General features: G+C 72.6%; 24 protein-coding genes. 11 read left to right on the top strand and 13 right to left on the bottom strand.

Going from position 1 to position 23,197, the window contains the following annotated elements; genetic code table 11:
• Positions 1-6 precede the first annotated feature (6 nt).
• The gene (locus ACN263_RS02100; RefSeq protein ID WP_422738143.1) at positions 7-1,020 is read left to right on the top strand and encodes a potassium channel family protein; all 1,014 of its coding nucleotides are present in this window, start codon (positions 7-9) and stop codon (positions 1,018-1,020) included.
• Between the two features lie 10 nt (positions 1,021-1,030).
• Here the strand turns inward: ACN263_RS02100 and ACN263_RS02105 are convergent, their stop codons facing one another.
• Positions 1,031-1,513: a MarR family winged helix-turn-helix transcriptional regulator gene (locus ACN263_RS02105; protein ID WP_422738144.1), complete on the bottom strand. Its 483-nt coding sequence runs from the start codon at positions 1,511-1,513 to the stop codon at positions 1,031-1,033.
• Between the two features lie 82 nt (positions 1,514-1,595).
• On the opposite strand from ACN263_RS02105, the gene ACN263_RS02110 reads away from it, so the two are divergent.
• Positions 1,596-2,240, top strand: a complete 645-nt coding sequence (locus ACN263_RS02110) for an FMN-dependent NADH-azoreductase (protein WP_422738145.1) — start codon at positions 1,596-1,598, stop codon at positions 2,238-2,240.
• 70 nt (positions 2,241-2,310) lie between these two features.
• Here ACN263_RS02110 and ACN263_RS02115 read toward each other — a convergent pair whose 3' ends face one another.
• The 3 genes from ACN263_RS02115 to ACN263_RS02125 form a co-directional block, all read right to left on the bottom strand.
• Positions 2,311-3,345: a 2-oxoacid:ferredoxin oxidoreductase subunit beta gene (locus ACN263_RS02115; RefSeq protein WP_422738146.1), complete on the bottom strand. Its 1,035-nt coding sequence runs from the start codon at positions 3,343-3,345 to the stop codon at positions 2,311-2,313.
• Positions 3,338-5,185: a 2-oxoacid:acceptor oxidoreductase subunit alpha gene (locus ACN263_RS02120; RefSeq protein WP_422738147.1), complete on the bottom strand. Its 1,848-nt coding sequence runs from the start codon at positions 5,183-5,185 to the stop codon at positions 3,338-3,340. Before ACN263_RS02120 ends, ACN263_RS02115 begins: the two co-directional genes overlap by 8 nt.
• Before the next feature lie 224 nt (positions 5,186-5,409).
• Positions 5,410-6,849 carry a hypothetical protein gene (locus tag ACN263_RS02125; protein WP_422738148.1) on the bottom strand — a complete coding sequence of 480 codons (1,440 nt, stop codon included), beginning with the start codon at positions 6,847-6,849 and terminating at the stop codon, positions 5,410-5,412.
• Positions 6,850-6,977: 128 nt separating this feature from the next.
• On the opposite strand from ACN263_RS02125, the gene ndhC reads away from it, so the two are divergent.
• Positions 6,978-7,355, top strand: a complete 378-nt coding sequence (gene ndhC / locus ACN263_RS02130; protein WP_421474373.1) for an NADH-quinone oxidoreductase subunit A — start codon at positions 6,978-6,980, stop codon at positions 7,353-7,355.
• A 94-nt stretch (positions 7,356-7,449) separates the two neighbouring features.
• Here the strand turns inward: ndhC and folP are convergent, their stop codons facing one another.
• Entirely contained in the window at positions 7,450-8,319 is an 870-nt protein-coding gene (gene folP / locus ACN263_RS02135) for a dihydropteroate synthase (protein WP_422738149.1), read from the bottom strand.
• Between the two features lie 153 nt (positions 8,320-8,472).
• Here folP and ACN263_RS02140 point away from each other — a divergent pair, with 153 nt between their 5' ends.
• The 4 genes from ACN263_RS02140 to ACN263_RS02155 are packed head-to-tail and all read left to right on the top strand — an operon-like array spanning position 8,473 to position 10,934.
• Positions 8,473-9,165 carry a DivIVA domain-containing protein gene (locus ACN263_RS02140; RefSeq protein WP_422738150.1) on the top strand — a complete coding sequence of 231 codons (693 nt, stop codon included), beginning with the start codon at positions 8,473-8,475 and terminating at the stop codon, positions 9,163-9,165.
• Positions 9,162-9,659, top strand: coding sequence for an SRPBCC family protein (locus ACN263_RS02145; protein ID WP_422738151.1), 498 nt, complete (start codon positions 9,162-9,164; stop codon positions 9,657-9,659). Before ACN263_RS02140 ends, ACN263_RS02145 begins: the two co-directional genes overlap by 4 nt.
• Before the next feature lie 56 nt (positions 9,660-9,715).
• Positions 9,716-10,285, top strand: a complete 570-nt coding sequence (locus tag ACN263_RS02150) for a DNA-3-methyladenine glycosylase I (protein WP_422738152.1) — start codon at positions 9,716-9,718, stop codon at positions 10,283-10,285.
• A 25-nt stretch (positions 10,286-10,310) separates the two neighbouring features.
• The gene (locus ACN263_RS02155; protein ID WP_422738153.1) at positions 10,311-10,934 is read left to right on the top strand and encodes a hypothetical protein; all 624 of its coding nucleotides are present in this window, start codon (positions 10,311-10,313) and stop codon (positions 10,932-10,934) included.
• Here the strand turns inward: ACN263_RS02155 and ACN263_RS02160 are convergent.
• The 4 genes from ACN263_RS02160 to ACN263_RS02175 are packed head-to-tail and all read right to left on the bottom strand — an operon-like array spanning position 10,931 to position 15,162.
• A complete protein-coding gene (locus tag ACN263_RS02160; RefSeq protein ID WP_422738154.1) occupies positions 10,931-12,172 on the bottom strand; it encodes a DUF1501 domain-containing protein in 1,242 nt (413 codons plus the stop codon). The genes ACN263_RS02155 and ACN263_RS02160 overlap by 4 nt on opposite strands.
• Positions 12,173-12,189: 17 nt before the next feature.
• On the bottom strand, positions 12,190-13,488 hold the full coding sequence (locus ACN263_RS02165; RefSeq protein ID WP_422738155.1) for a DUF1800 domain-containing protein: 1,299 nt from the start codon (positions 13,486-13,488) through the stop codon (positions 12,190-12,192).
• A gap of 59 nt (positions 13,489-13,547) precedes the next feature.
• Positions 13,548-14,339 carry an enoyl-CoA hydratase-related protein gene (locus ACN263_RS02170; RefSeq protein WP_422738156.1) on the bottom strand — a complete coding sequence of 264 codons (792 nt, stop codon included), beginning with the start codon at positions 14,337-14,339 and terminating at the stop codon, positions 13,548-13,550.
• A 4-nt stretch (positions 14,340-14,343) separates the two neighbouring features.
• Complete coding sequence (locus tag ACN263_RS02175; protein WP_422738157.1) at positions 14,344-15,162, bottom strand: PaaX family transcriptional regulator C-terminal domain-containing protein; 819 nt, start codon at positions 15,160-15,162, stop codon at positions 14,344-14,346.
• Between the two features lie 190 nt (positions 15,163-15,352).
• Here ACN263_RS02175 and ACN263_RS02180 point away from each other — a divergent pair, with 190 nt between their 5' ends.
• Positions 15,353-15,520, top strand: a complete 168-nt coding sequence (locus tag ACN263_RS02180; RefSeq protein ID WP_007455245.1) for a DUF3117 domain-containing protein — start codon at positions 15,353-15,355, stop codon at positions 15,518-15,520.
• A 149-nt stretch (positions 15,521-15,669) separates the two neighbouring features.
• Entirely contained in the window at positions 15,670-17,145 is a 1,476-nt protein-coding gene (locus ACN263_RS02185) for a leucyl aminopeptidase family protein (RefSeq protein ID WP_422738158.1), read from the top strand.
• A gap of 57 nt (positions 17,146-17,202) precedes the next feature.
• Here the strand turns inward: ACN263_RS02185 and ACN263_RS02190 are convergent, their stop codons facing one another.
• The gene (locus tag ACN263_RS02190; protein WP_422738159.1) at positions 17,203-17,790 is read right to left on the bottom strand and encodes an O-methyltransferase; all 588 of its coding nucleotides are present in this window, start codon (positions 17,788-17,790) and stop codon (positions 17,203-17,205) included.
• 298 nt (positions 17,791-18,088) lie between these two features.
• Between ACN263_RS02190 and ACN263_RS02195 the strand changes: the two genes are divergently transcribed.
• A complete protein-coding gene (locus ACN263_RS02195) occupies positions 18,089-19,483 on the top strand; it encodes a S1C family serine protease (protein WP_422738160.1) in 1,395 nt (464 codons plus the stop codon).
• A 76-nt stretch (positions 19,484-19,559) separates the two neighbouring features.
• Positions 19,560-19,982 (top strand): preprotein translocase subunit TatB, encoded by a 423-nt coding sequence (locus ACN263_RS02200; protein WP_422738161.1) that lies wholly within the window; start codon positions 19,560-19,562, stop codon positions 19,980-19,982.
• 70 nt (positions 19,983-20,052) lie between these two features.
• Here ACN263_RS02200 and ACN263_RS02205 read toward each other — a convergent pair whose 3' ends face one another.
• The 3 genes from ACN263_RS02205 to ACN263_RS02215 form a co-directional block, all read right to left on the bottom strand.
• Positions 20,053-21,201 carry an Mrp/NBP35 family ATP-binding protein gene (locus ACN263_RS02205; RefSeq protein WP_422738162.1) on the bottom strand — a complete coding sequence of 383 codons (1,149 nt, stop codon included), beginning with the start codon at positions 21,199-21,201 and terminating at the stop codon, positions 20,053-20,055.
• Between the two features lie 76 nt (positions 21,202-21,277).
• Positions 21,278-21,886: a DUF1003 domain-containing protein gene (locus tag ACN263_RS02210; protein ID WP_422738163.1), complete on the bottom strand. Its 609-nt coding sequence runs from the start codon at positions 21,884-21,886 to the stop codon at positions 21,278-21,280.
• Positions 21,879-23,165: a magnesium transporter MgtE N-terminal domain-containing protein gene (locus ACN263_RS02215; RefSeq protein ID WP_422738164.1), complete on the bottom strand. Its 1,287-nt coding sequence runs from the start codon at positions 23,163-23,165 to the stop codon at positions 21,879-21,881. The genes ACN263_RS02210 and ACN263_RS02215 overlap by 8 nt, the downstream gene beginning before the upstream one ends.
• Positions 23,166-23,197 lie beyond the last annotated feature (32 nt).

Below are 23,197 nucleotides of genomic sequence, written 5' to 3' on the forward strand. Positions count from 1 at the left end.
TCGACGGTGATCCATTTTCCCGCGCAGCGCCGGGGTCCGCTGAGCGCGCTGAGCCTGCGGCTCGCGGCGGCCCTGGGGCTGGTCTTCGCCGTGGTGGCGGCGGTCTACCTGGACCGGGACGGCTACCGCGACGTCAACGAGGACGGCCTCACCCTGCTCGACTGCTTCTACTACGCGGTGGTCTCGCTCTCCACCACCGGCTACGGGGACATCACCCCGGCAGCGCCGTCGGCCCGGCTGGTCAACGTCCTGTTCGTCACCCCGGCCCGGGTGCTCTTCCTGATCATCCTGGTCGGCACCACCCTGGAAGTCCTGACCGAGCAGTACCGGACCGGCCGTCGCCTGTCCCGGTGGAGGAGAATCGTGAAGGACCACGTCATCATCTGCGGGTACGGCACCAAGGGGCGCAGCGCGGTCAACGCGCTGCTGGAGAACGGTCTGGACCGGTCGCGGATCGTGGTGGTGGAGCGCAGCGGCGTCGCCCTGCGGCAGGCCACGTCTGCGGGTCTGGTGGCGATCGAGGGCTCGGCGACCCGGTCGTCGGTGTTGAACGAGGCGCACGTCAAGAACGCGAAGGCCGTGATCATCGCCACCGACAGCGACGACGCCTCGGTGCTGGTGGCGTTGACCGTTCGGCAGCTCACCGCCGGGCAGGTCCGGATCATCGCGGCGGCCCGCGAGGCGGAGAACGCCCCGCTGCTCAAGCAGAGCGGCGCGCACCACGTGATCGTCTCCTCGGCTACCGCCGGGCGGCTGCTCGGTCTCTCGACCTCGGCGCCGCCGCTGATCGACGTGGTGGAGGATCTGCTCACCCCGGGGCAGGGGATGGCGTTGGCGATGCGCTCGGCGGAGCGGGACGAGGTGGGTCGTTCACCGCGCGAGCTGGACTCCCTGGTGATCGCCCTGGTCCGGCGGGGCAAGGTGGTCACCCTCGCCGACAAGGCCGGCGCGGTGATCGAGACCGGCGACATGCTGGTGCACGTCCGCGACGACCGGCCGCAGTCCACGGCCACGGTCTGACCCCCGCGCGTCAGCAGGCGTCCGCGTCCACCTCGCTGAGGGCCTCGGTGCAGGTGATCGGTGTCGTGGTGGCCGCCCGCCGGAGCAGGTTGTAGAGCGTCTCCCGCTCGGCCGGTTCGAGCGCCCCCAACACCTCGTCCTCGGCGCCCGCGAGGGCGCATTCGGCCTCGTTGAGGCTTTTTGCCCCGTTTTCGGTCAGTTCGACGACGTGCCGTCGACGGTCCTGGGGTGAGCGCCGCCGCTCGACGAGGTCCTTCGCCTCCAGGTCGTTGAGCAGCCCCACCACGTTGGTGCTGTCCATCTCGAGGGTGCTCGCGAGCGCCTGCTGGCTGATGCCGCCACCCGCGCGCAGCACGGTGAGCGCGACCAGGTGTCGCGGTCGTAGCCCCAGTGGCGCGAGCACCGACTCCGCCCGCAGGCGCATCCGCCGCGCCAGGTGGTCCAGCAGGGCGCCCGAGCGGTGCTCCGAGGGATCCAGCGGCAGGGCGGACATGTGACCCAGTCTACCGGCGCGGCGGAACATCTGCCTGCTATAAATAGTTGGCGCTACACAGACGATCCTTGGAGGAGGAATCATGAACCTGCTGCATATCGATTCGAGCATCCGGGGTGACTGGTCGGTCAGCCGGCAACTCACCGCCCGGGCCGCCGCGGCCTGGCGTGCCGCGCACCCCGACGGCACCGTGACCTACCGCGATCTGGGCGCCGAGCCGCTGCCGCACCTGGACTCCGACGGCGGGCTCGCGCGAATGACGCCGCCGGACCAGCACACCCCCGCCCAGCGCGCGTCGTGGGAGCTCAGCCTGGCCCTCGTCGACGAGGTGAAGCAGGCCGACGTGGTCCTGCTCGGGCTGCCGCTCTACAACTACGGTGCGCCGAGCAGCGTCAAGTCCTGGGTCGACCACCTGATCGTCGCCGGCCTCACGTACGACCCGGACACGCAGGAAGGCCTGCTCAGCGGCCGTGAGTTCGTGGTGGTGGCCACCCGGGGCGGCGGCTACGGCGAGGGCACCCCACGGCACGGCTGGGACCATGCGGAGCAGTGGCTCCCGCACGGTCTGTCGATGACCGGCCTGGAGCCGCGCTTCATCAGCACGGAACTGACCCTGGCACCCACGGTGCCGGCGATGGCCGAGCTGATCCCGCTGCACGAGGCCAGCCGCACGGCGGCCGAGAAGGAGATCGACAACCTGTGGACGCCGGCCTCGGCGCAGCGCTGAGACGGCACCTGAGACAACGAGAGCGGCCGCCCCGGATCGGGACGGCCGCTCTCGTTTCAGGTCGTACGGGTCAGATGATCGTCCAGGTGTCGCCACTGCCCAGCAGGCCGGCGAGCTGCTGCTCGGGCGTCTCGGTGACCTTCGCCTTCGCCGTGGTCAACTGCTCCTGCACCACGCTGTCGTAGGACGGCCGCTCGACGGAACGGAACACCCCGATCGGCGTGTTGCGCAGGTCCAGACCGGGCAGCCGGGACAGCGCGAACGCGTACGCCGGGTCGGTCACCGTCGCGTCGTGCACGACGATCTCCTCGGGGCGTACGGAATTGGTCTCCCGGACCTCCAGGCCGAACGCGCCCGGCGGGTGCACCACGCAGAACCGACCGTCCGCCCCGAAGGTGATCGGCTGGCCGTGCTCCAGGCGGATCAGGTAGTCGTCCCGGGTGGACGGGTCCTTGAGCTGCTCGAACGCCCCGTCGTTGAAGATGTTGCAGTTCTGGTAGATCTCCACGAACGCCGAGCCCTGGTGCTCGGCGGCGGCCCGCAGCACCGACTGGAGGTGCTTGCGGTCCGAGTCGATGGTGCGGCCGACGAAGCTGGCCTCCGCGCCCAGGGCGAGCGAGAGCGGGTTGAACGGCGCGTCTGCCGAACCGGCCGGCGTCGACTTGGTGATCTTGCCGACCTCGGACGTGGGCGAGTACTGCCCCTTGGTCAACCCGTAGATCCGGTTGTTGAACAGCAGGATCTTGAGGTTGACGTTGCGGCGCAGCGCGTGGATCAGGTGGTTGCCACCGATGGAGAGCGCGTCGCCGTCGCCGGTGACCACCCAGACCGACAGGTCCGGCCGGGACACCGACAGGCCGGTCGCGATCGCCGGAGCCCGACCGTGGATCGAGTGCATCCCGTACGTGTTCATGTAGTACGGGAAGCGCGACGAGCAGCCGATCCCGGAGACGAACACGGTCCGCTCGCGGGGGATGTTCAGCTCCGGCATGAACTGCTGGATGGCCGCCAGGATGGCGTAGTCACCGCAGCCGGGGCACCAGCGCACCTCCTGGTCGGACTTGAAGTCCTTGGCGGTGAGCTTGAGGGCGACGGGCTCAGACATTCTTCAGGACCTCTTCCAGCGTCGTCTCCAGCTCGGCGGCCGTGAACGGCAGGCCGCGGACCTGGTTGTAGCTGATCGCGTCGACCAGGTAGCGGGCCCGGATGACATGGGCGAGCTGGCCCAGGTTCATCTCCGGGATGACCACCCTGTCGTAGGAGCGGAGCACCTCGCCGAGGTTCGCCGGCATCGGGGCCAGGTGCCGCAGGTGCGCCTGGGCGATGGACAGGCCGCGCTGGCGGACGCCACGGCAGGCGGCGCCGATCGGTCCGTACGTCGAGCCCCAGCCGAGCACCAGCACCCGGGCGTCGCCGTCCGGGTCCTCCACCTCGATGTCCGGCACCGGGATCGTCTCGATCCGAGCGGCTCGGGTACGGACCATGAAGTCGTGGTTCGCCGGATCGTACGAGATGTCACCGGTCTTGTCGGCCTTCTCCAGACCGCCGATCCGGTGCTCCAACCCGGGGGTGCCGGGGATGGCCCACGGGCGGGCCAGGGTCTCCGGATCGCGCAGGTACGGCAGGAAGGTGGTGCCGTCCTCGCCGTTCGGCGCGGTGGCGAAGTCGACGCGCAGGTCGGGCAGCGACTCCACGTCGGGCAACAGCCACGGCTCGGAACCGTTCGCCACGTAGTTGTCCGACAGCAGGATCACCGGCGTGCGGTAGGTCAGCGCGATCCGGGCCGCCTCCAGCGCTGCGAAGAAGCAGTCCGACGGCGACCGGGGCGCGATCACCGCGACCGGTGCCTCGCCGTGCCGTCCGTACAGCGCCATGTTCAGGTCGGCCTGCTCGGTCTTGGTCGGCATGCCGGTCGACGGGCCGGCCCGCTGCACGTCGACGATCACCAGCGGCAGCTCCAGCGCCACCGCGAGCGAGATCGTCTCGCTCTTCAGCGCGACACCCGGGCCGCTGGTGGTGGTCACGCCGAGCGAACCGCCGTACGACGCGCCCAGCGCCGCGCCGACCGCCGCGATCTCGTCCTCGGCCTGCATGGTCAGTACGCCGAAGCGCTTGTGCTTGCTCAGCTCGTGCAGGATGTCCGAGGCCGGCGTGATCGGGTACGCGCCGAGGAAGACCGGCAGCCCCGAGCGGACCCCGGCGGCGACCAGCCCCAGCGACAGCGCCGCGTTGCCGGTGATGTTGCGGTAGGTGCCGGGCTGCATCTTCGCCGGCTTGACCTCGTAGCGGACCGCGAAGTCCTCGGTGGTCTCGCCGAAGTTCCAGCCGGCCTTGAAGGCGGCGACGTTCGCGGCGACCAACTCCGGGCGGGCCGCGAACTTACGCTCCAGGAAGCGCAGGGTCGACTCGTACGGCCGGGAGTACATCCAGGAGAGCAGGCCGAGGGCGAACATGTTCTTGGACCGCTCGGCGTCCTTCTTGGACACCTGGTGCTCGGCCAGAGCGCCGACCGTCATCGAGGTCAGGGCCACCGGGTGCACGACGTAGCCGGCCAGCGAGTCGTCGTCCAGCGGGCTGGTCTGGTAGCCCACCTTGGCCAGGTTGCGCTTGGTGAACTCGTCGGTGTTGACAATGATGTCCGCGCCGCGCGGCAGGTCGGCCAGGTTGGCCTTGAGCGCCGCCGGGTTCATCGCCACCAGCACGTTCGGCGCGTCACCCGGGGTGAGGATGTCGTAATCGGCGAAGTGCACCTGGAAGCTCGACACGCCCGGCAGCGTGCCGGCGGGGGCGCGGATCTCGGCGGGGAAGTTCGGCAGCGTGGAGATGTCGTTGCCGAGCTGCGCCGTCTCGGAGGTGAACCGGTCGCCGGTCAACTGCATGCCGTCGCCGGAGTCACCGGCGAACCGGATGACCACCCGGTCGAGTTGACGGATCTGCTTGGTCACTGTGCCACCTTCGTTCGCGACTGCGGGCTCGCAAGCGCTGTCGTTCCCCACCCAGAGCCTACGTCGAACGGACCCCCGACCCTGCCCGGAGGTCCGCCGACTGAGACTGGTTCAACGCCGAAAATGCTCTGGATTGCGGGGTTTCGCACCGGCCGCCGTAATTCAGATCACCGTACGGCGACCGGCGACGACCCGGGCCGGTGGCGGTCAGGGTCGTCGATCGGTCAGTCCGCGGGCGGGGCCGTGGGTTCGGCCGTCGAGCCGCCGAACCGGCGACGCAACGAGGTGGTGGCCAGCGTGAGAGCCAGGATCACCAGCAGCGCGGAGATCGCGATCAGGACGACCGCGGTGCGCTGGACCGAGGTCATGCCGTCGTCCGTGGTGGCGCCCGCCGGGAGGACGCCCTGCGAGCCGGTCGGCGCGGGCGGCGAGACGACCGGCGTGGCCAGCGCCGCCGCCGCGGTGATCCGGAAACTCATCTGCAACCGCCGGGTCGCGCCGTTGCGGGGGTCGAGTTGACCGACCACCGCCCCGGACAGCGGCGCCTCCCGCTGGGCCTGTGGCGTCGCCTCCACCGGTAGCCGCAGCTCCCGGGTCTCACCGGCGGACAAGGGACCCGCGTCACACCGGGTACGGGACGCGTCGAGGACCACGCAGCCCATCGGTGGCGCGGGCACGCTCACCCCGGCCGGCAGGACCACCTCCACCAGGCCGGCGGCGTCCACCGTGCCGGTGTTGCCCAGCCGTACCGCCAGGGTGCTCTGCGCGCCACTGATGTCGAACGCGACCTCGTCGGCGGCCAGCGAGATCCCGGGCACCGGCGGGCCGGGCGGGAACAGCACCGCGAAGCCCTGGTCGTCGGCCACCTCGCCGGGCATCCCGGGCACGTCCGCGAGGACCCGGACGGTGCCGCTGAGCGGCATCCGCTCCCAGGCCGCGCCGGCGACCCGCAGCCGGATCAGGCTGCTGAACCGGGTGCCCGCCTCGGTGGTCCACGCCCCGCAGCGGTACGCGCCGACGCCCTCGGCGACGCAGCCGTTCGTGCCGGCGTCGGTCAGACCCGCCGGCAGCGTGTAGGACAGCCGGACCCGCTGCGTGGCGGTACCGGTGTTCGTCACGGTGACCCGCAGCGTGGTGGTCGTGCTGGGCGCGTTCCAGTACGCCTCCGACAGGGTGACGTCCTCGGTGGTCACCTGGACGCCGAGCGGACTCGGTGGTGGCGCCTGCGTTCCGCCCGGCGCGGGCGGGTTGACCGGTGGGATCCCAGGCGCGGGCGGCCCGAGCGTCGGCGGTCGGCTGGAGCCGCCCGGGGCGGGAGCGGTGCTGGCCGGTGGCGGCGGCACGGTCGTCGGTGGTGGGGCCGGCGGCGTGGTCTCCGGCGGCGGCGCGGTGGTCGGCGGGGGCGGGTCGGTCGGTGCGGGGTCACCGCCCGGCTCCACGGTCGGGGTGGGCTCCTGCGCCGGCGTGGTCTCCGGGTCCGGATCGGGTTCCGGTGCCGACTCCGTCACGGCGGCTACCGGGTGGGTGCGCGGTGCCGTGGCGCCGGCGAGGGCCGGTGCCACGGCGAGCGTCGCGAGCAGCCCGAGTGCGAGCGCGGTCGCCAACAGGCGGGTGGGATGCCGCCCTGCGGCCCAGCGATCGGGCGAAACCTTCACGCGGGCCATCTGTCCTCCGGTGGCGGGGTGGGGAGTCCAATATTGTTAATAGTTGCCTCGGTGCACTAGTCCCACCTGGAAACAAATCCGTAACGTGTTGGGGACGGTCCTTCCGGGGCGGGCGGTAGGCTCCGGACGTGACCGGTTACCTGGGCTCGTACGCGACGCTCGGGCTCTTGCTGCTCGTGAGCGTCCTGTTCTTTGTGACGGCGTTCTCGGCCAACCGGGTGTTACGTCCCGCCCGTCCGGCGGACCCGTTCGGCAAGCGGGCCAGCTACGAGTGCGGGCTCGATCCGGTCGGCGCGGACTGGGCGCAGATGCAGATCCGCTACTACGTCTACGCGTACCTCTACGTGCTGTTCGCGGTCGAGGCGGTGTTCCTCTTCCCCTGGGCGGTGGTCTTCGACCGGCCCGGCTTCGGCCTGGTCACGGTGGTGGAGATGGCGATCTTCGTGGCGGTGCTGGCCCTCGGCATCCTCTACGCCTGGCGTAGGAACATCCTGCGCTGGACCTGAGCGCCCAGTCGCGTTGATCATGAAGTTATTGTCCCGACACGCCGCACGGCAGGGCAATAACTTCATGATCAACGGGGGTCGGACGGGGTTGGCCTCAGGCCAGGCCGCGTCTGGTGGAACTGGGCGGCCGGTCGCCGCGGATCGAGGCCACCATGTCCAGCACCCGACGGGTGGGCCCGACCTGGTGGGCCCGGAAAACCCGAGCGCCCAGCCACGCGGAGACCGCCGTCGCGGCGAGCGTGCCCTCCAGGCGTTCGCCCACCGGTAGGTCGAGCGTCTCGCCGACGAAGTCCTTGTTGGAGAGCGCCACCAGCACCGGCCAACCGGTCGCGGTCAGCTCACCCAGCCGACGGGTGATCTCCAACGAGTGTCGGGTGTTCTTGCCGAAGTCGTGCGCCGGGTCGATGAGGATCCCGTCGGGGCGTACCCCCGCCGCCACCGCGCGCTCGGCGAGCCCGGTCACCGTCCCGACCACGTCGGCGACCACGTCGTCGAAGGCGGCGCGGTGCGGCCTGGTCCGGGGGGCCAGGCCGCCGGCGTGCGAGCAGACCAGCCCGGCGCCCGTGCGCGCCGCGACCCGGGCGAGCGCCGGGTCGACGCCCGACCAGGTGTCGTTCAGCAGGTCCGCGCCGGCCGCCACGGCCTCGGCCGCCACCTCGGCACGCCAGGTGTCGATGGAGATCACCACCTCCGGGAACGCGGCCCGGACGGCGCCGATCGTGTCCACCGTGCGGCGGATCTCCTCGGTCACGTCCACCTCGGTGCCCGGGCCGGCCTTGACCCCGCCGATGTCGATGATGTCGGCGCCCTCGTCGACCGCCCGCTGGACCGCCCGCAGCGCGCTGTCCGCGGCGAAGGTGGCGCCCCGGTCGAAGAACGAGTCCGGTGTGCGGTTGACGATGGCCATCACCACCAGCTCACCCGGCGCGAACGACCGCGCACCGAGCCGAAGTGCACCGGCCATGCCGCCTCCCGCCTCTCGCGCGCCGTCGCCGCTGCTCCGGCCGTTCCCGACGCTAGCCGGTCCGTGGCGGTGCCCGCCGGGCGGGCGTGGGCGTCGATGGCTGATCGGGGTGGTGGGGTCGCTACCAGCCGGCTGTCGTGCCACGATCAGTGCATGGGTCAGCTTCTGCTCCTCCTGGTCGTGGCGTTGACCGTCGCGGCGGTGGTTTTCGGCGTGACGGTGCTGGTCGGCGGGCGCGATCCCGGTCTCGCTCCGACAGAGCCGGATTCGCAGGCCGTGCCGCTGCCGGGCACCCGGCCGCTGCGCGAATCCGACGTGGGCGCGGTCCGCTTCGACACGGGTCTGCGGGGCTACCGGATGGCCCAGGTCGACCAGGCGATGCGGCGCGCCGCCTACGACATCGGCTACAAGTCCGAACTGATCGGCGTGTTGGAGGCGGAGGTCATCGCACTGCGCGAGGGCCGGACCGACGACGCGGACGCGCTGCGCCGGGCGCGGGAGCAGGCTGCCGCCTCGAAGACCGCCGCCGACGTCGACGCGACCACCCCGTCCGACGACGAGGCCGCTTCGATCGGTGGCGGCTCTCTTCCGGCCGCCACCTCCTCGCCGTCGGACGCCGACGGCGTGGCTCCGGCCACCGACGACGGAGCGCCGGCCACCGACGACGAGACGGCTCCGGTCGGTGCCGGCTCGCTTCCGGCCGCCACCTCCTCGCCGTCGGACGCCGACGGCGTCGCGCCGGCCACCGACGACGCGGGCGTCGGTACGCCCGCCGACGACGCCGCGACCGAGGCGACCCGGGGTGTCGGACAGCAGGGCGCGGCGGTCCGGTCGGAGTCGGCGTGACCGGCCCGGAGGGCGCCGACGCCCTCCGGGAGGCGGCCCAACCCGGCGCCGGTGAGGTGACCGCCACGGTCATCGTCAACGCGCCGGCGGCCCGGGTCTTCGCCGCGCTGCTCGCCTGGGAACGGCAGTCGGACTGGATCCCGTTCACCCAGGTCCGGGTCGTCGAGGGTGACGGGCGCGAGGGCAGCCGGATCGAGGCGGTGACCGCGCTCGGCCGGGCGACGCTACGCGACGAGATGCTGGTGGTCCGGGTGGACGAGCCGTACGAGATCGGCGTGGTGCACCACGGCCAGGTGCTGCGCGGCCCCGGCGTGCTGCGCTGCACCGAACTCGGCCAGGCCCGCACCCAGGTCGTCTGGCACGAGTGGTTCCACCTGCCCGGTGGCCGGGCCGGACGGCTGGCGTGGCCGGTGCTCTGGCCCGGTTCCAAGCTGGGCCTCACCCAGGCATTGAAGAGGTTCGCGCGCCTGGTCGAGCAGGGCCGACTGCCCTGACGGCGTTGTCGCCCGGCTGAGCCCGGCTGTCGGTGCGATGGCCTAGCGTGTGCGACGTGAGTGACCTGGTGATCGGCGCGGACGGGCTGGCCCGCTGCGCCTGGGGGGCGAGCACCCCCGACTACGCCGTCTACCACGACACCGAGTGGGGGCGGCCGTTGCACGGCGACGACGCGCTCTACGAGCGGATGACCCTGGAGGCGTTCCAGTCCGGCCTGTCGTGGCTGACCATCCTGCGCAAGCGGCCGGCGTTCCGGCTCGCCTTCGACGAGTTCCACATCCCCACCGTCGCCGGCTACGACGACAGCGACGTGACCCGGCTGCTCGCCGACGCCGGCATCGTCCGGAACCGGGCCAAGATCGAGGCGGCGATCGCCAACGCCCGCGCCGCCCTCGAACTGCCCGACGGGCTGTCCGCGCTGCTCTGGTCGTTCGCGCCGGAGCGGCGGCCGGCCCGTCCCGCCTCGTTCGCCGAGCTGGCGCCGATCACCGCCGAGTCGACGGCGATGGCCAAGGCGCTCAAGAAGCGCGGCTTCCGGTTCGTGGGTCCCACCACCGCGTACGCCCTCATGCAGGCCACCGGGATGGTCGACGATCACATCGTCGGCTGTCACGTCACCCGCTGACGGTCGACGTGATGGGATGGCAGGCATGACGACCGAGACCGCGTACCGGGCCGACGGGGCCGGCCAGGCAGACGGGCCGGGCACCTGGGCGGTGCTGCTGCCCGCCGAGCGTTACGAGGCCGAGCGGCTCGTGCACCACGACGCGCTGCGGCTGACCGGCCTGACCGACGTCGGCCGGCCGGCGCCCGGTGACCGGGTGGCGGTGCTGGCCGACGCCCCGCCGCGCCTGGTGGCCCTGGGCCGGGTCAGCGCCCCGGCGCAGCGGCACCGGGAGGACCCGGACGACCCGCAGTCCCCGGTCGAGCCGGAGACGCTCGTCGTGACGTACACCCGGCGGGCCTTCGACGAGCCGGTGCCGGCCGACCTGCTCACCCTCGACGGGCCCCTCACCGCGTTGGACCCGGCGACCTTCCGGGCGTTGGCCGACCAGCTCGGTCCGCCCCCGGCGCGGCGCACCTGGCTGGTCAGCCTGGACCTGCCGATCGAGGCCGGCACGCCGGCCGAGGCGGTACGCCTCTTCTGGTCGTACGTGCAGGAGCTGGGGCCGCGTGAGCTGCCCGCGTTCGTCTCACCGTCCGGTGACGAACTGGCCATGCAGGCGTTCGTGCTCGGCGCGGAGGCCAACCAGGACCCGGAAGAGGACGACTAGAACAGTTTGTCGAGGCGTCCCCGCCAGTCGGCGAGCACCGGGCCCGGGTCGGTGTCCAGCACCCGTTCCAGCAGCGTGGCATAGACGTCCCGGAAGTCGGTGGTGTACTTCAGGTCCCCGTCGTCCAGGTCGGTGAGGCTGGGCGCGTCCCCGTGCCAGCCGCCGCGCACCCCCGCGCCGAGCAGCAGCATGTCCGAGGCGGTGCCATGGTCGGTGCCGTCGGAGGCGTTCGCCCGGACCCGACGGCCGAACTCGGAGTAGACGGCCACCACCACCTTGCGGCCCGCCTCGGTGCGGCTCATCCGGTCGGCGAACCCGGTCAACGCCCGGTCGAGCTGGCCCAGCAGGACGGCCTGCAACTGCTTCTCGTCGGCGTGCGTGTCGAAGCCGCCCAGCGAGACCGAGAAGACCCGGGTGGACACCCCGGCCTCCACACACTGCGCCACCAGGTCCAGTTGCGCGTCCAGCGGCGTACGGGCCCCGCCGGTGGCGGTCGCGGGCGCCTGGTCGCCGTCCGGGTCCGTCGTGTCCGGGTCGGCTGAGTCGCGGACCTCGCGGATCATGTCGTCCACCGAGCGCATGTCAGCGAAGCAGGCGGCGGCCCGGGCGCGGGCCGGTGACTCGCCCGCCTCGGCGGCGGCGAACGCCTCCAACGCCTGGGCGGGCAGACCCTTGGTGGCCTTGCGGTCGGTCACCGGTACGGCCGCGCCCGCGCTGCGCTCCCCGGCCAGCAGGGGCGGCAGCGCCGGCTCGAACGAGACGGCCAGCCGGGGGTCGCCACCCGCCCGGTCGAGCCAGCGACCGAGCCAGCCCGTGGTGCCCGGCCGGTCCGGTTGCGCGGTGTGCCAGATGTCCATCGACCGGAAGTGGCTGCGGTCCGGCTTCGGGTAGCCGACCCCGCGCACGATCGCCAGCCCGCCGGTGGACCAGCGCTGGTGCAGCCCCGCCATCGCCGGGTTGAGGGCGAAGTCGTCGTCGAGGCGGCGCACCTCGCCGTCGGGGTACGCCAGCTCGGGGCGTGCCGCCCGGTAGGCCGGGTCGCCGTACGGGATGACGGTGTTCAGGCCGTCGTTACCGCCGTAGAGGGTGACCAGCACCAGCGTCTGCGACTGCGGGTCCCGGTCTCCGGCGGTGTCCAGCAGGTCGCGCAGGCCGTACGCGCCGGCACCGGCGGCGAGCGCGCCCGCGCCGACCACCCCGCTGGTGAGCAGGAACCTGCGTCGGGTCAGGGTGTCCATCTTCTCGACTCCTCCGCTCAGCTGACGGTGTACTCGGGACTGACCAGGCCGGCTGCCAGCAGCTTGCGGGGTTCGCCGGCCAGCGGGGTGAGGGCGGCCCGGGTACGGGCGCCCCAGCCGTCGACCACCAGTAGCCGGGCCAGGGCGTCGGCCCGGCCGGCGACGGGCGCGGCGGTCAGCCGGGCCAGCACCGTCGGGCTGGTCGCGGTGGCGAGCGTCCCGGCCAGTCGGATGCGGGCCTGCAACGACGACGTGGTGAGCCAGGCCGCGCCGGCCGGCCAACCACCCACGCTGGGCGGTCGCAGCGGCACCTGATCCAGCGCGTTGAGCCCGCTCAGCAGCTGCTTGCGCTGCTGCTCAGGCATCGTCCGGGGGCGAATGCCGAGCTGTCGCAGCGCGCCGACCAGCCACTCCACCGGCTGCTTGACCAGGGTGCCGCGGGTCTGGGCGAAGGCCGGCGACGAGAACAGAGCCCGCAGGGTGGCGACGGTGTCCGCGCCCGCCAGGCCGTCCGGCACGGGGACGTCGGCGCCGGCGTAGCGGAACCAGAGCCGGCGGGCCACGAACGTCGCCGCCGCCGGCTGGGCGGTCAGCAGTCCGGCGTACGCCTCGGCGTCGAAGCGGCCGGTCTGCCCGAGGATGGTCTTCTCGCCGGGGTCGTGCCGTTTGGCCTCGAAACGGGCCGTCCCGGTCCGGCGGTCGACCGTCCAGCCGGTGAGCGCCCGCGCGCCGGCCTTCACGTCGGCCTCGGTGTAGCTGCCGATGCCGAGGGTGAAGAGCTCCATCAGCTCGCGTGCCAGGTTCTCGTTCGGCGCCTTACGGGTGTTCTTCTGCCCGTCCAGCCAGAGGATCAGTGCCGGGTCACGCACCATGGCGGCGACCAGCGGGGCCAGGGGTCCGCGCCCGTGCCGGCGCAGCGTCTCCAACTGGCCGAGCATCATCCGCGCCGACTTGACCTTCTGGGCGCTCGTCGCCCAGTGCCCGTGCCAGAAGAAGAGCAGCTTCTCGGTCAGCCCGTCCTCGGCGGCGACCATTCGGTCCAGCCACCAGAGGGTCACCTGCGAAAGCTGCTCCTTGCGCTGGGCGTTGGCCTGCTGCCGCTGCTCGCGGGTGGAGTCCTTGGTCAGTGCGGCGTACGGGTCGGCGGGAAGGGCCGGCGGTGGGGTGGCCGCCGCACCCTTGTCGGCCCGTCCCGGGGTGAGCAGCTTGTCCAGGGTCGCCGCCGCGCCGGCCCGCTCGGCCGCGTCCACCTCGTCGGCGGTCGGCCCGAAGGTGGCCCGGCGCAGCAGGTGCGCCACGGCTTCACGATCGCTCATGGGGACCGACGCTAGGCGGCCCGCGTACGAGGACGGTAAAGACGCGGTGCGAATCGCGTTCAGTGTCCCTCGAAGACCGGTTTCTGCTTCGCGACGAACGCGAGGGTGGCCGCCTTGTGGTCGACGGTGGCGCCGCAGATCGCCTGGGCCTGCGCCTCGGCCGAGAGCGCGTCGGCGAGCGTGCCGGCATCGGCGATGGAGAGCTGCCGCTTGATCGCCCCGTACGCGACGGTGGGGCCGGCCGCGAGGCGGGCCGCCAGTTCCTGCGCGGCCGGCAGCACCTGCTCGTCGTCGTCGGTCAGCCGGGTGAGCAGCCCGAGCCGGCAGGCCTCCTCAGCGCGGACCGGCTCGGCCAGCATCAGCAGCTCCACCGCCTTGGCGTGGCCAACCAGCCGAGGCAGCGTCCAGGACGCGCCGGTGTCGGCGGCCAACCCGACCTTGGCGAAGGCCATCAGGAAGCTGGTGCTCGGCCCGCCGATTCGGATGTCGGCCAGGAAGGCCAGCGACGCGCCCGCCCCGGCGGCCATCCCGCGCACCGCGGCCACCACCGGCTTGGGCAGGTTGGCCAGCCGGGCGGCGATCGGGTTGTAGTGCACCCGGACGGTGCCCAGCGGGTCCGTCGAGCCGTTCTCCAGGGTCGACACGTGCTCGCGCAGGTCCTGCCCGGCGCTGAACGACCCGCCCGCCCCGGCGAGCACGACCGCCCGGCAGGACCGGTCGGTCTCCAGCTCCGCCAGGGTGTCCCGGAGCGCCTCCTTCAACGCGACGTCGAGCGCGTTCATCGCCTGCGGCCGGTTGAGCGTGAGGGTGACGACGGCGTCGGTCCGGTCGACGAGCAACGGCTCGGTCACGTGTCTAACGACCCTTCTGTCGAACGATGCGGTTGCCGGCGTCGAGGCACTGCTCGACGTACCGGTCGGCGGCCGGACGCAGGCGGGCCGCGTGCCGGTCGAAGAAACTGGCCGCGGCGGTGCCGGGCCAGCGCTCGGGCAGCAGCGCCGGGGGCAGCTGCGGGTCCCGGAACAGGAAGGTACGCCACGCGTGCACCAGCCGGAACCGGGCCGCGTACGCCTCCTCGTCGCTGCTGCGCACGGTGACCGCGCTCAGCAGTGGGCGCTGGTCGGCGACGAACCGCTCGTACGCGCGGCCGATCTCGGCCAGGTCCCAGGCGCGACGGACGACGCCCATCGCGCCGGGGGTTCCGGAGAAGTGCGACGCGGTGAACCGCTCGAACCGGATGCCGGCCTCGGCCAGCAGCAGGTCGACGTCCTCGGCGGGGCGGGTGGCGACCCACGTCTGCTCGTCGAGGGTGCCGTAGCCGAGGAAGCTGAGGGTGGCGGCGAGTCGTTGCCGGTCCCGCCGGGAGCCCGGGGCGTCGAGGACGAGCAGATCGAACCGGCCGTCCCAGGTGACCCGGCCGGTCCGGTAGATCCGGGCCGCCGCCTCGTCGAGTCGTCGGGCGGCTTTTGGTGTGATCGAATATCCCGGTCCGGAGGCCATCCGGAGCGGGTCGAGCCAGCCTTGACGCACCATCCGGGACACGGCGGTGCGAACGGCGGGCGGCGCGATTCCCAACGGCGCCAGTAGCTTGACCAGGGCGGCGACCGGTGCGCGGCCACCCCTCGGCCGGAGGTGGTCGCCGTACAGGTCGAAGAGTGCCGACCGTGCCTGCATGACCGCACATTGTGACAGGCCTTCTCAAGATAAGCTAGATGCTGTTACATCAATGCTGCTCCGGTTTGGGTCCGGCGGTGTTCATCAGGGAAAATCGTCTGTCGACACCCCCGTGAGCGTTGCGGGTGGTCGTGACGAAGTGGCTGTGGGGCAACCCACCGACCCTGGTGTAGGTCTGAGGGGAGACAACATGGCGGCGATGAAGCCGCGGACGGGCGACGGTCCGCTGGAAGTCACCAAGGAGGGTCGGGGCATCGTCATGCGGGTCCCGCTGGAGGGCGGTGGCCGGCTCGTCGTCGAGATGACTCCCGACGAGGCCAACGCGCTCGGTGACGCGTTGAAGGCAGCCGCCGGCTGAGTGAGGGACGACCCGGACGGCGTACGCCGGTCGGAGCGTTTCTTGGACCCTGAGCCACCGGGATCGCCGGTGGCTCAGGGTCTTCATCGCTGTGGGCGGGCAGTGGCCCGATCCATGTGGGGGAAAACTTCCTGGAGGTGCGGTTCCGCGTGCTCGCCATCCGTCCGCTCGCCGAGCCCGAGCGGCTCGACGTCCTCGTCCTGCCCGTGCGCCCCACCGATCCGGCGGCGGGAGGTGACGCCTCGGCGGAGCTGGCGCCGACCGCGGTGACGCCACCGGGCGGTACCGCCGAGGAGGCGGCCGCGCTGGTGCCGGCCGCCCGGTTGAGCGGACGGGCCGGCGAGATCAACACCCAGCTTCGTCCCGGGCGTGACCCCGGCCGGCTGGTGCTCCTCGGTATCGGCGACGGCGGGGAATCGGCGTGGCGGACGGCCGGCGCGGCCCTGGTCCGCGCGGCGTCAGATGAGACACACATCACTATCGCGCTGCCCGCCGGGGTGACCCCGGCCACGGTGCGTGGGCTGGTCGAGGGACTGTTGCTCGCCTCGTACCGGTTCCGGCTCACCGACGCGGACGAGCCGCCCGCGCTCGACGGCATCGACCTGCTGCTCACCGACCCGGAAGCCCACGAGGACGCCCTCGCCACCGCGCGCACCACCGCGGCGATGACCCGCCTCGCCCGCGACCTGACCAACATGCCCTCGTCGGTGAAGACCCCGCAGTGGTTCGCCGACCAGGCGGCCGTCGCCGCCGCCGACCTGCCGGACCTGCGTCTGACGGTCCGGGGCCCGGCCGAGCTGGCCGCCGAGGGCTTCGGCGGAATCCTCGCCGTGGGCGGCGGCTCGGCCAGCGGCCCACGGCTGCTGGAGATGGACTGGCATCCCACGAACGCGCGTACCCACGTGGTGCTGATCGGCAAGGGCATCACCTTCGACACCGGCGGCATCTCGATCAAGCCGGTGCCCGCGATGAAGCTGATGCGCAAGGACATGGCCGGCGCGGCGGCGGTCGTCGCCGCCACCGTCGGCGCGGCGGCGCTGCGCCTGCCGGTCCGCGTCACCACCCTGGCCCCGCTCGCCGAGAACATGGTCAGCGGCTCGGCGTTCCGTCCGGGCGACGTCATCCGGCACTACGGCGGGACGACCAGCGAGACGACCAACTCCGACGCCGAGGGCCGCCTGGTCCTCGCCGACGCGCTCGCCTACGCCGTCGAGCAGCTCAAGCCCGACCTGCTCGTCGACCTCGCGACCCTCACCGGCGCGAACGCCGTGGCGCTGGGCAAGCGGACCGCCGCCCTCTACAGCGAGAACGACGACCTGGCCGCCGACGTGCTGAACGCGATCGAGGCGGCCGGCGAGGCGGCCTGGCGGATGCCGCTGCACGGCGACTACGTCGAGTACCTGGGCAGCGAGATCGCCGACCTGTACAGCGCGCCCGTCCAGGGCGCCGGATCGGTGACGGCCGCGCTCTACCTGCGCGAGTTCACCGGCGACCTGCGGGACCGCTGGCTGCACCTGGACATGTCCGCCCCGTCCTGGGCGGACGGCGACCACGCGGAACTGAGTCGCGGCGCCACTGGTTGGGGCGTCCGCTCGCTGCTGCGCTGGCTGGCGGCCGTCGACTGACCGTCAGCGGCGTACGGCGGCCAGGACCCGTCAGCGGCGTACGGCGGCCAGGACCCGTCAGCACTTCACGGCGGCGAGAACCCCATGGCCGACCGGGAGCAGCGCGGGAATCCAGTGCTCCGACTCCCGTAACGCCTTGATCGTTTCGCGTACGGTCACCGTCTCCGCGTCCCGGGCGGCCGGGTCACCGATCCGGCCACCGGCCAGCATGCCGTTCAGCGCGAGCACGCCACCCGGGCGGAGCAGCCGCAGCGCCGCCTCCACGAAGGCGTGGAAGCCGGTCGCCTCGGCATCGACGAAGACGAGGTCGTACGCCCCGTCGGCCAGCCGGGGCAGCACGTCCGACGCGCGCCCGGTGATGATGCGGGTACGGCCGGCGGGAAAGCCCGCCTCGGTGAAGATCCGTCGGGCGATCCGCTGGTGCTCCACCTCCACGTCGATGGTGGTGAGCACACCGTCGGCGCGCATGCCACGCAGCAACCAGACGCCGCTCACGCCCGTACCGGTGCCGATCTCCACGACCGCGCGGGCGTTCCCGGCGGCGGCCAGCAGCCGCAACGCCGCCCCCGCTCCGGGCGTGACCGCCTCGAGGCCCACCTCGCGGGCCAGGCTGCGGGCGGTGCGCAGCACGAGATCCTCGGTCACGTACGACTCGGCGAACTGCTGAGCCTGGGTCGTCGAACTGCCGGGACCGGCGACCGTGGCGATGGGGCACCTCCGGGCGGTGCGTGGTGCGAGGGGCGGGTGGGCACTGTGAGCGTAGAGGCGACCGGCGCGAGGCGCAGCCGCGCCTCCGTCCCTCCACGATCACCGGAGGCAACCGCTGACTCCACCGCGCGCATCCGTGCAATCCTGGAAGCGGTATTCCGTCAGCCTCGACCGCGCTGAAGCGTGGCCGGGTGACGCCGTACGGGATCCGGGGGACGGACTGGGAGGCACCGACGTGACCGACGGCTGGGAATGGCGCCGGGACGGTGAGACTCCGGCTCCGGCGCGCGCGGCGGGGGCAGGAGTCCCGCCGGTGGGGCCGCCGGCCGCGCCGGGGAGCGGCACCGCGCCCGAGCCCTCGGCGGGCGACACCGCGTCCGTGGCCGGACCTCCGGCGTACGCCGGTCCGCCGCCCGCCACCGCGCCCGGCCCGTCGCCGTGGTGGTCCGACGCGCTCGGCGACCCGTGGCGTGACCCGGCGGCCCCCGCCGCGGTCGTGGTGCCGTCGGTGGTGCCCGCCGGCACCGAGCCGGAGCCGGTCACCGACCCGGACGCGCCGGGCCGACCGACGTTGCGGCACCTGCTGCTCATTCCGGTGATCACCGCGCTGCTGGCCGGCACCCTCGGCGGTGCCCTGGGCTACGCGTTCGCGGTGCGTGGCGGCGCGGCCGGCACGGTGCTCGGTGCCCAGGCCGCGGACCCACCGGCACTGGCCCAGCGCAAGCCGGAGTCGCTGGCCGGGGTCGCCGAACGCGTCCTACCCAGCGTGGTCACCATCCGCGTCAGCAGCCTCGGCGGGACCAGCGAGGGCTCGGGGTTCATCGCCAGCGCCGACGGGCACGTCATCACCAACGACCACGTGGTGGCCGGCAGCAACGGCAAGGCCTCGGTGGTCTTCAACGACGGCAGTTCCGCGGCGGCGACCGTCGTCGGTCAGGACCCGGAGTCCGACATCGCGGTGATCAAGGTGAACCGGACGGGCCTGCGGCCGGTGGAGTTCGGCGACTCCGACGCGCTGGCCGTCGGTGATCCGGTCCTCGCCATGGGCTCGCCCCTGTCGCTGGCCAACACGGTCACCGCCGGCATCGTGAGCGCCCTGGACCGGACGATGCAGGCCGGTGAGCCGGGCGGCCCGGTGCGCTACTACGCGGCGATCCAGACCGACGCCGCCGTCAACCACGGCAACTCGGGCGGCCCGCTCGTCGACGGCGCCGGACGGGTGGTCGGCGTCAACTCCACCATCAAGTCGCTGGTGGCCGAGGGGCAGGAGGCCGGCAACATCGGTCTCGCCTTCGCCATCCCGATCAACCAGGCCAAGCGGGTCACCCAGGAGATCATCGGCACCGGCAAGGCCCGGCGTACGGTCATCGGCGCCCAGGTCGGTGGACCGGGCGCGGGTGCGGGCGGCGGCGTACGACTGGCCGCCGTGGAGCCCTCCGGTCCGGCGGCCGAGGCCGGGCTCAAGGTGGGTGACGTGATCCTGAAGCTCGACGGCCGGCCGATGACCGACCCGATCGACCTCATCGCCCTGGTCCGCAAGTTCGCCCCGGGGTCGGTGGTGACCGTCGAGTTCCGGCGGGGAACGGCACGACGGAACACGTCGGTGACCCTCGCCGCGGATGCGAAGTGAACAGCGGGTCACCCCCTGCCGGAAAGCGGCCCGACGTGCGTAGTCTTGCTGCTGACGCCGAGAGGAGGCCCGCGGGATGCTCGACAACCTGAACTGGTGGGAGATCGGTGCGCTGCTGCTCCTGGCGCTGCTGATCTTCGGTGACCGGCTGCCCGCCGTGATCAACGACGGCCTGCGGCTGGTCCGCAACCTGCGGAACATGGCCCGTAACGCCACCGGCGACCTCAGTCGTGAGCTGGGCACCGACATCCAGCTCGAAGATCTGCACCCGAAGGCCTTCATCCGCAAGCACCTCCTCAGCGAGGAGGACGAGGCGGCGATCCGCAAGCCGCTCCAGGGCGTCTACGACAACCTGCGCGCGGACGTCAACGGCGTGCACAACGACCTGAAGGACGTGGCCAACGCCGCGGACCTGCGGTCGAACGGGACGCGACCGGGCACCGCCACCGGTACGCCCGTCACGCCGGCGCCCCGAGTCAGCTACGACGACGCCACCTGACCCGACCCTGAACGAGCGCGCCCCGCAGGCCCTGAGTGGCCGGCGGGGCGTCGTCGTGGTGGGGTACTGCTCAGCGCCCGGCGGGCTTGAGGCCCAGCGGCTTGCCGAGCAGCGACTCACGGCGCAGCGCGAGCCGGTCGGCGACGCCGCCGAGCGCCTGCGCGGCCGGCGACTCCGGCTCGGCCAGCACGATCGGGTTACCGGCGTCGCCGGCCTCGCGGACCCGGGTGTCCAGCGGGATCTGTCCCAGCAGCGGCACCTGCGCGCCGATCGTCCGGCTCAGCGACTCGGCGACGGCCGTGCCGCCTCCGGCGCCGAAGACCTCCATCCGGGAACCGTCCGGCAGTTCCAGCCACGACATGTTCTCGATGACGCCGACCACCCGCTGGTGGGTCTGCAGGGCGATCGCCCCGGCCCGCTCCGCCACCTCGGCGGCGGCGGTCTGCGGGGTGGTGACGATCAGGATCTCCGAGTTGGGCAGGAGCTGGGCCAGCGAGATCGCCACGTCACCGGTGCCCGGCGGCAGGTCGAGCAGGAGCACGTCCAGGTCGCCCCAGTAGACGTCGGCGAGGAACTGCTGGAGCGCCCGGTGCAGCATCGGGCCGCGCCACACCACGGCCGCGTTGCCCGAGGTGAACATGCCGATCGAGATCACCTTCACGCCGTGCGACTGCGGCGGCATGATCATGTCTTCGACCCGGGTCGGCCGGCCGTCCGCGCCGAGCATGCGGGGCACCGAGTGGCCGTAGATGTCGGCGTCCACCACGCCCACGGAGAGCCCACGGGCGGCGAGCGCCGCCGCCAGGTTGACCGTCACGCTGGACTTGCCGACGCCACCCTTGCCGCTGGCCACCGCGTACACGCGGGTGCGCGAGCCGGGCTGGGCGAACGGGATGACCGGCTCCTCGCTGGCACCGCCGCCGCGCAACTGCGCCTGTAGCGACTGCCGCTGCTCGGGGCTCATCACGCCGAAGTCGATCTCCACGCCGGTCACCCCGGGCACCGCCGCCACCGCGGCGGTGATGTCGGTACGCAGCTTGTCCTTGAGCGGGCAGCCGGCGACGGTGAGCAACAGCTCGACCCGGACGACGCCGTCCGCGCCGATCGTCGCGGACCGGACCATGCCCAGCTCGGTGATGGGCCGGCGGATCTCCGGGTCGTTGACGGTGGCCAGGGCGGCCTGGATCGCGTCCTCGACGGTGCTCACGGGTGCTGACATGCCCGCAATGCTACGTCGCGGGGCATCCCGACCGGCCGCTGGCCGAGGGTGGTGTGAGCCAAACGATGGGCCTTCGTCAACGCTCGGGCCGGGCGTCGCGGGCGTAGTCGTCGTCCAGCTCGTCGCGTGGCTCGTCCAAACCCGGGTCGCCGCTCGACCGTTGGCCGCCCTTATCCTGCTGCCGGCGCTCCAGGCGTTGCCGGCGCTGCCCCGCCTCGTCCAGCTCCTCGGCCAGCCGGGCCAGTTCGGAGCGGAGGAAGTCGCGGGTGGCCACCTCGCCGAGCGCGATCCGCAGCGCGGCGATCTCCCGGGCCAGGTACTCGGTGTCCGCCTTCTGGGCGGTGGCCCGCCGCCGGTCCTCCTCCAGCGCCAGTCGGTCCCGGTCGGCCTGCCGGTTCTGGGCCAGCAGGATCAGCGGCGCGGCGTAGCTGGCCTGCAACGACAGCACCAGCGTCAGGAACGTGAAGGTGTACGGGTCGAAGCGCAGCTCGGCCGGGGCGAGGGTGTTCCAGCCGAACCAGATCGCGATCACCACCGTCATGACGACGATGAAGTTCGCGGTCCCCATGCCCCGGGCGATCCCCTCCGACCAGCGGCCGAACGCCTCCGCGTCGAAGCGGGGGAGGGTGATGCCCCGAGGCTCGCGGGGCTGGTCGAGCCGCTCCGTCCGCCGCTGCTCAGCCACCGTCGCCATCCAGTACCGCGTCCGCGGTGCCCGGGGCGTTCACGGCGTCCCGGTCACGCCAGTCCCGGGGCAACGAGTGATCCAGGACGTCGTCGACCGTGACCGCGCCGACCAACCGGCTGTTCCGGTCGATCACCGGCATGGCGACCAGGTCGTAGGTGGCCATCCGGCGGGTGATCTCCGGCAGGGGGGTGGTGGGACGCAGCGGGTCGATGTCGTTGACCACCACCTTGCCCAGCAGGTCGGCCGGTGGCTCGCGCAGCAACGCCTGGAAGTGCACCATGCCCAGGTAGCGGCCGGTCGGGGTGTTCTGCGGCGCCCGGGTCACGAAGACCTGCGCGGCGACAGCGGGGGAGAGTTGCGGCTCCCTGATCCGGGCCAGCGCCTCGGCCACGGTGGCGTCCGGCGGCAGGATGACCGGCTCCGAGGTCATCACGCTGCCCGCCGTACCCGGGGTGTACTTCAGCAGCTGGCGGACCGGGTCCGCCTCGTCGGGCTCCATCAGGTCCAGCAGCACGTCCTGCTCCGGTGGGGGTAGCTCGTTGAGCAGGTCGGCGGCGTCGTCCGGGTCCATCTCCTCCAGCACGTCGGCGGCGCGTTCCCGGTCCAACGCGGCGAGGATCTCCACCTGGTCGTGCTCCGGCAGCTCGCTGAGCACGTCGGCCAGCCGCTCGTCGTTCAACGCGGCGGCCACCTCGTTGCGCCGGGCGTCGGGCAGGTCCTGCAGGGCGTTGGCCAGGTCGGCGGGGCGCATGTCCTCCAGGACGGCGAGCAGGTTCGCCGTACCCCGGTTGTCGGCGATGCCGCTGAGGCCGCGTACCCGGTCCCACTCGACCTGGTGCAGGTGGCCGCGGCGGCTGAGCCGGCCGGTCTGCTCGCGGACCGCGACCCGGGTCAGCGACCACTCGCCACCCCTGGTGCACTCCATGGCGACGTCCACCACCGCGCCGGGCTGGCCGCCCGGGTCGAGCTGTACCCGCCGGTCCAGCAGTTCCTGAAGCACCAACAGCTCGTTCGGGCGCTTCTCGAAGCGCCGCAGGTTGAGCGTGCCGGAGCCGAGCACCACCGCGTCCGCGTCGATCGACGTGATGCGGTTGATGGACAGGAAGATCCGCCGACGCATCGGCATCTCGGCGACCAGACCCACCACCTCGGGCGGGCGGGTGGTCGCGCGCAGCCGGGCCACGGCGTCACGGACCCGGCCCACCTGGTCACCGTTCGGATCGAAGACGGCGACTCCGGCGAGGCGGGCGATGTAGACCCGGGTCGGCGTGCTCACGGGCACCAGCCTAAGCGCCTAGTGTTTATCAA

Origin of the sequence: Micromonospora sp. WMMD729, from assembly GCF_049315225.1 — a bacterium.
In the GTDB taxonomy this organism is placed as follows: Bacteria; Actinomycetota; Actinomycetes; order Mycobacteriales; family Micromonosporaceae; genus Micromonospora.

Coding starts and splice junctions, on each gene's coding strand:
- ACN263_RS02105 (WP_422738144.1), bottom strand. CDS start 1,513: ATGTCCGCCCTGCCGCTGGATCCCTCGGAGCACCGCTCGGGCGCCCTG.
- ACN263_RS02110 (WP_422738145.1), top strand. CDS start 1,596: ATGAACCTGCTGCATATCGATTCGAGCATCCGGGGTGACTGGTCGGTC.
- ACN263_RS02115 (WP_422738146.1), bottom strand. CDS start 3,345: ATGTCTGAGCCCGTCGCCCTCAAGCTCACCGCCAAGGACTTCAAGTCC.
- ACN263_RS02125 (WP_422738148.1), bottom strand. CDS start 6,849: ATGGCCCGCGTGAAGGTTTCGCCCGATCGCTGGGCCGCAGGGCGGCAT.
- folP (WP_422738149.1), bottom strand. CDS start 8,319: ATGGCCGGTGCACTTCGGCTCGGTGCGCGGTCGTTCGCGCCGGGTGAG.
- ACN263_RS02140 (WP_422738150.1), top strand. CDS start 8,473: ATGGGTCAGCTTCTGCTCCTCCTGGTCGTGGCGTTGACCGTCGCGGCG.
- ACN263_RS02155 (WP_422738153.1), top strand. CDS start 10,311: ATGACGACCGAGACCGCGTACCGGGCCGACGGGGCCGGCCAGGCAGAC.
- ACN263_RS02160 (WP_422738154.1), bottom strand. CDS start 12,172: ATGGACACCCTGACCCGACGCAGGTTCCTGCTCACCAGCGGGGTGGTC.
- ACN263_RS02165 (WP_422738155.1), bottom strand. CDS start 13,488: ATGAGCGATCGTGAAGCCGTGGCGCACCTGCTGCGCCGGGCCACCTTC.
- ACN263_RS02175 (WP_422738157.1), bottom strand. CDS start 15,162: ATGCAGGCACGGTCGGCACTCTTCGACCTGTACGGCGACCACCTCCGG.
- ACN263_RS02180 (WP_007455245.1), top strand. CDS start 15,353: ATGGCGGCGATGAAGCCGCGGACGGGCGACGGTCCGCTGGAAGTCACC.
- ACN263_RS02200 (WP_422738161.1), top strand. CDS start 19,560: ATGCTCGACAACCTGAACTGGTGGGAGATCGGTGCGCTGCTGCTCCTG.
- ACN263_RS02205 (WP_422738162.1), bottom strand. CDS start 21,201: ATGTCAGCACCCGTGAGCACCGTCGAGGACGCGATCCAGGCCGCCCTG.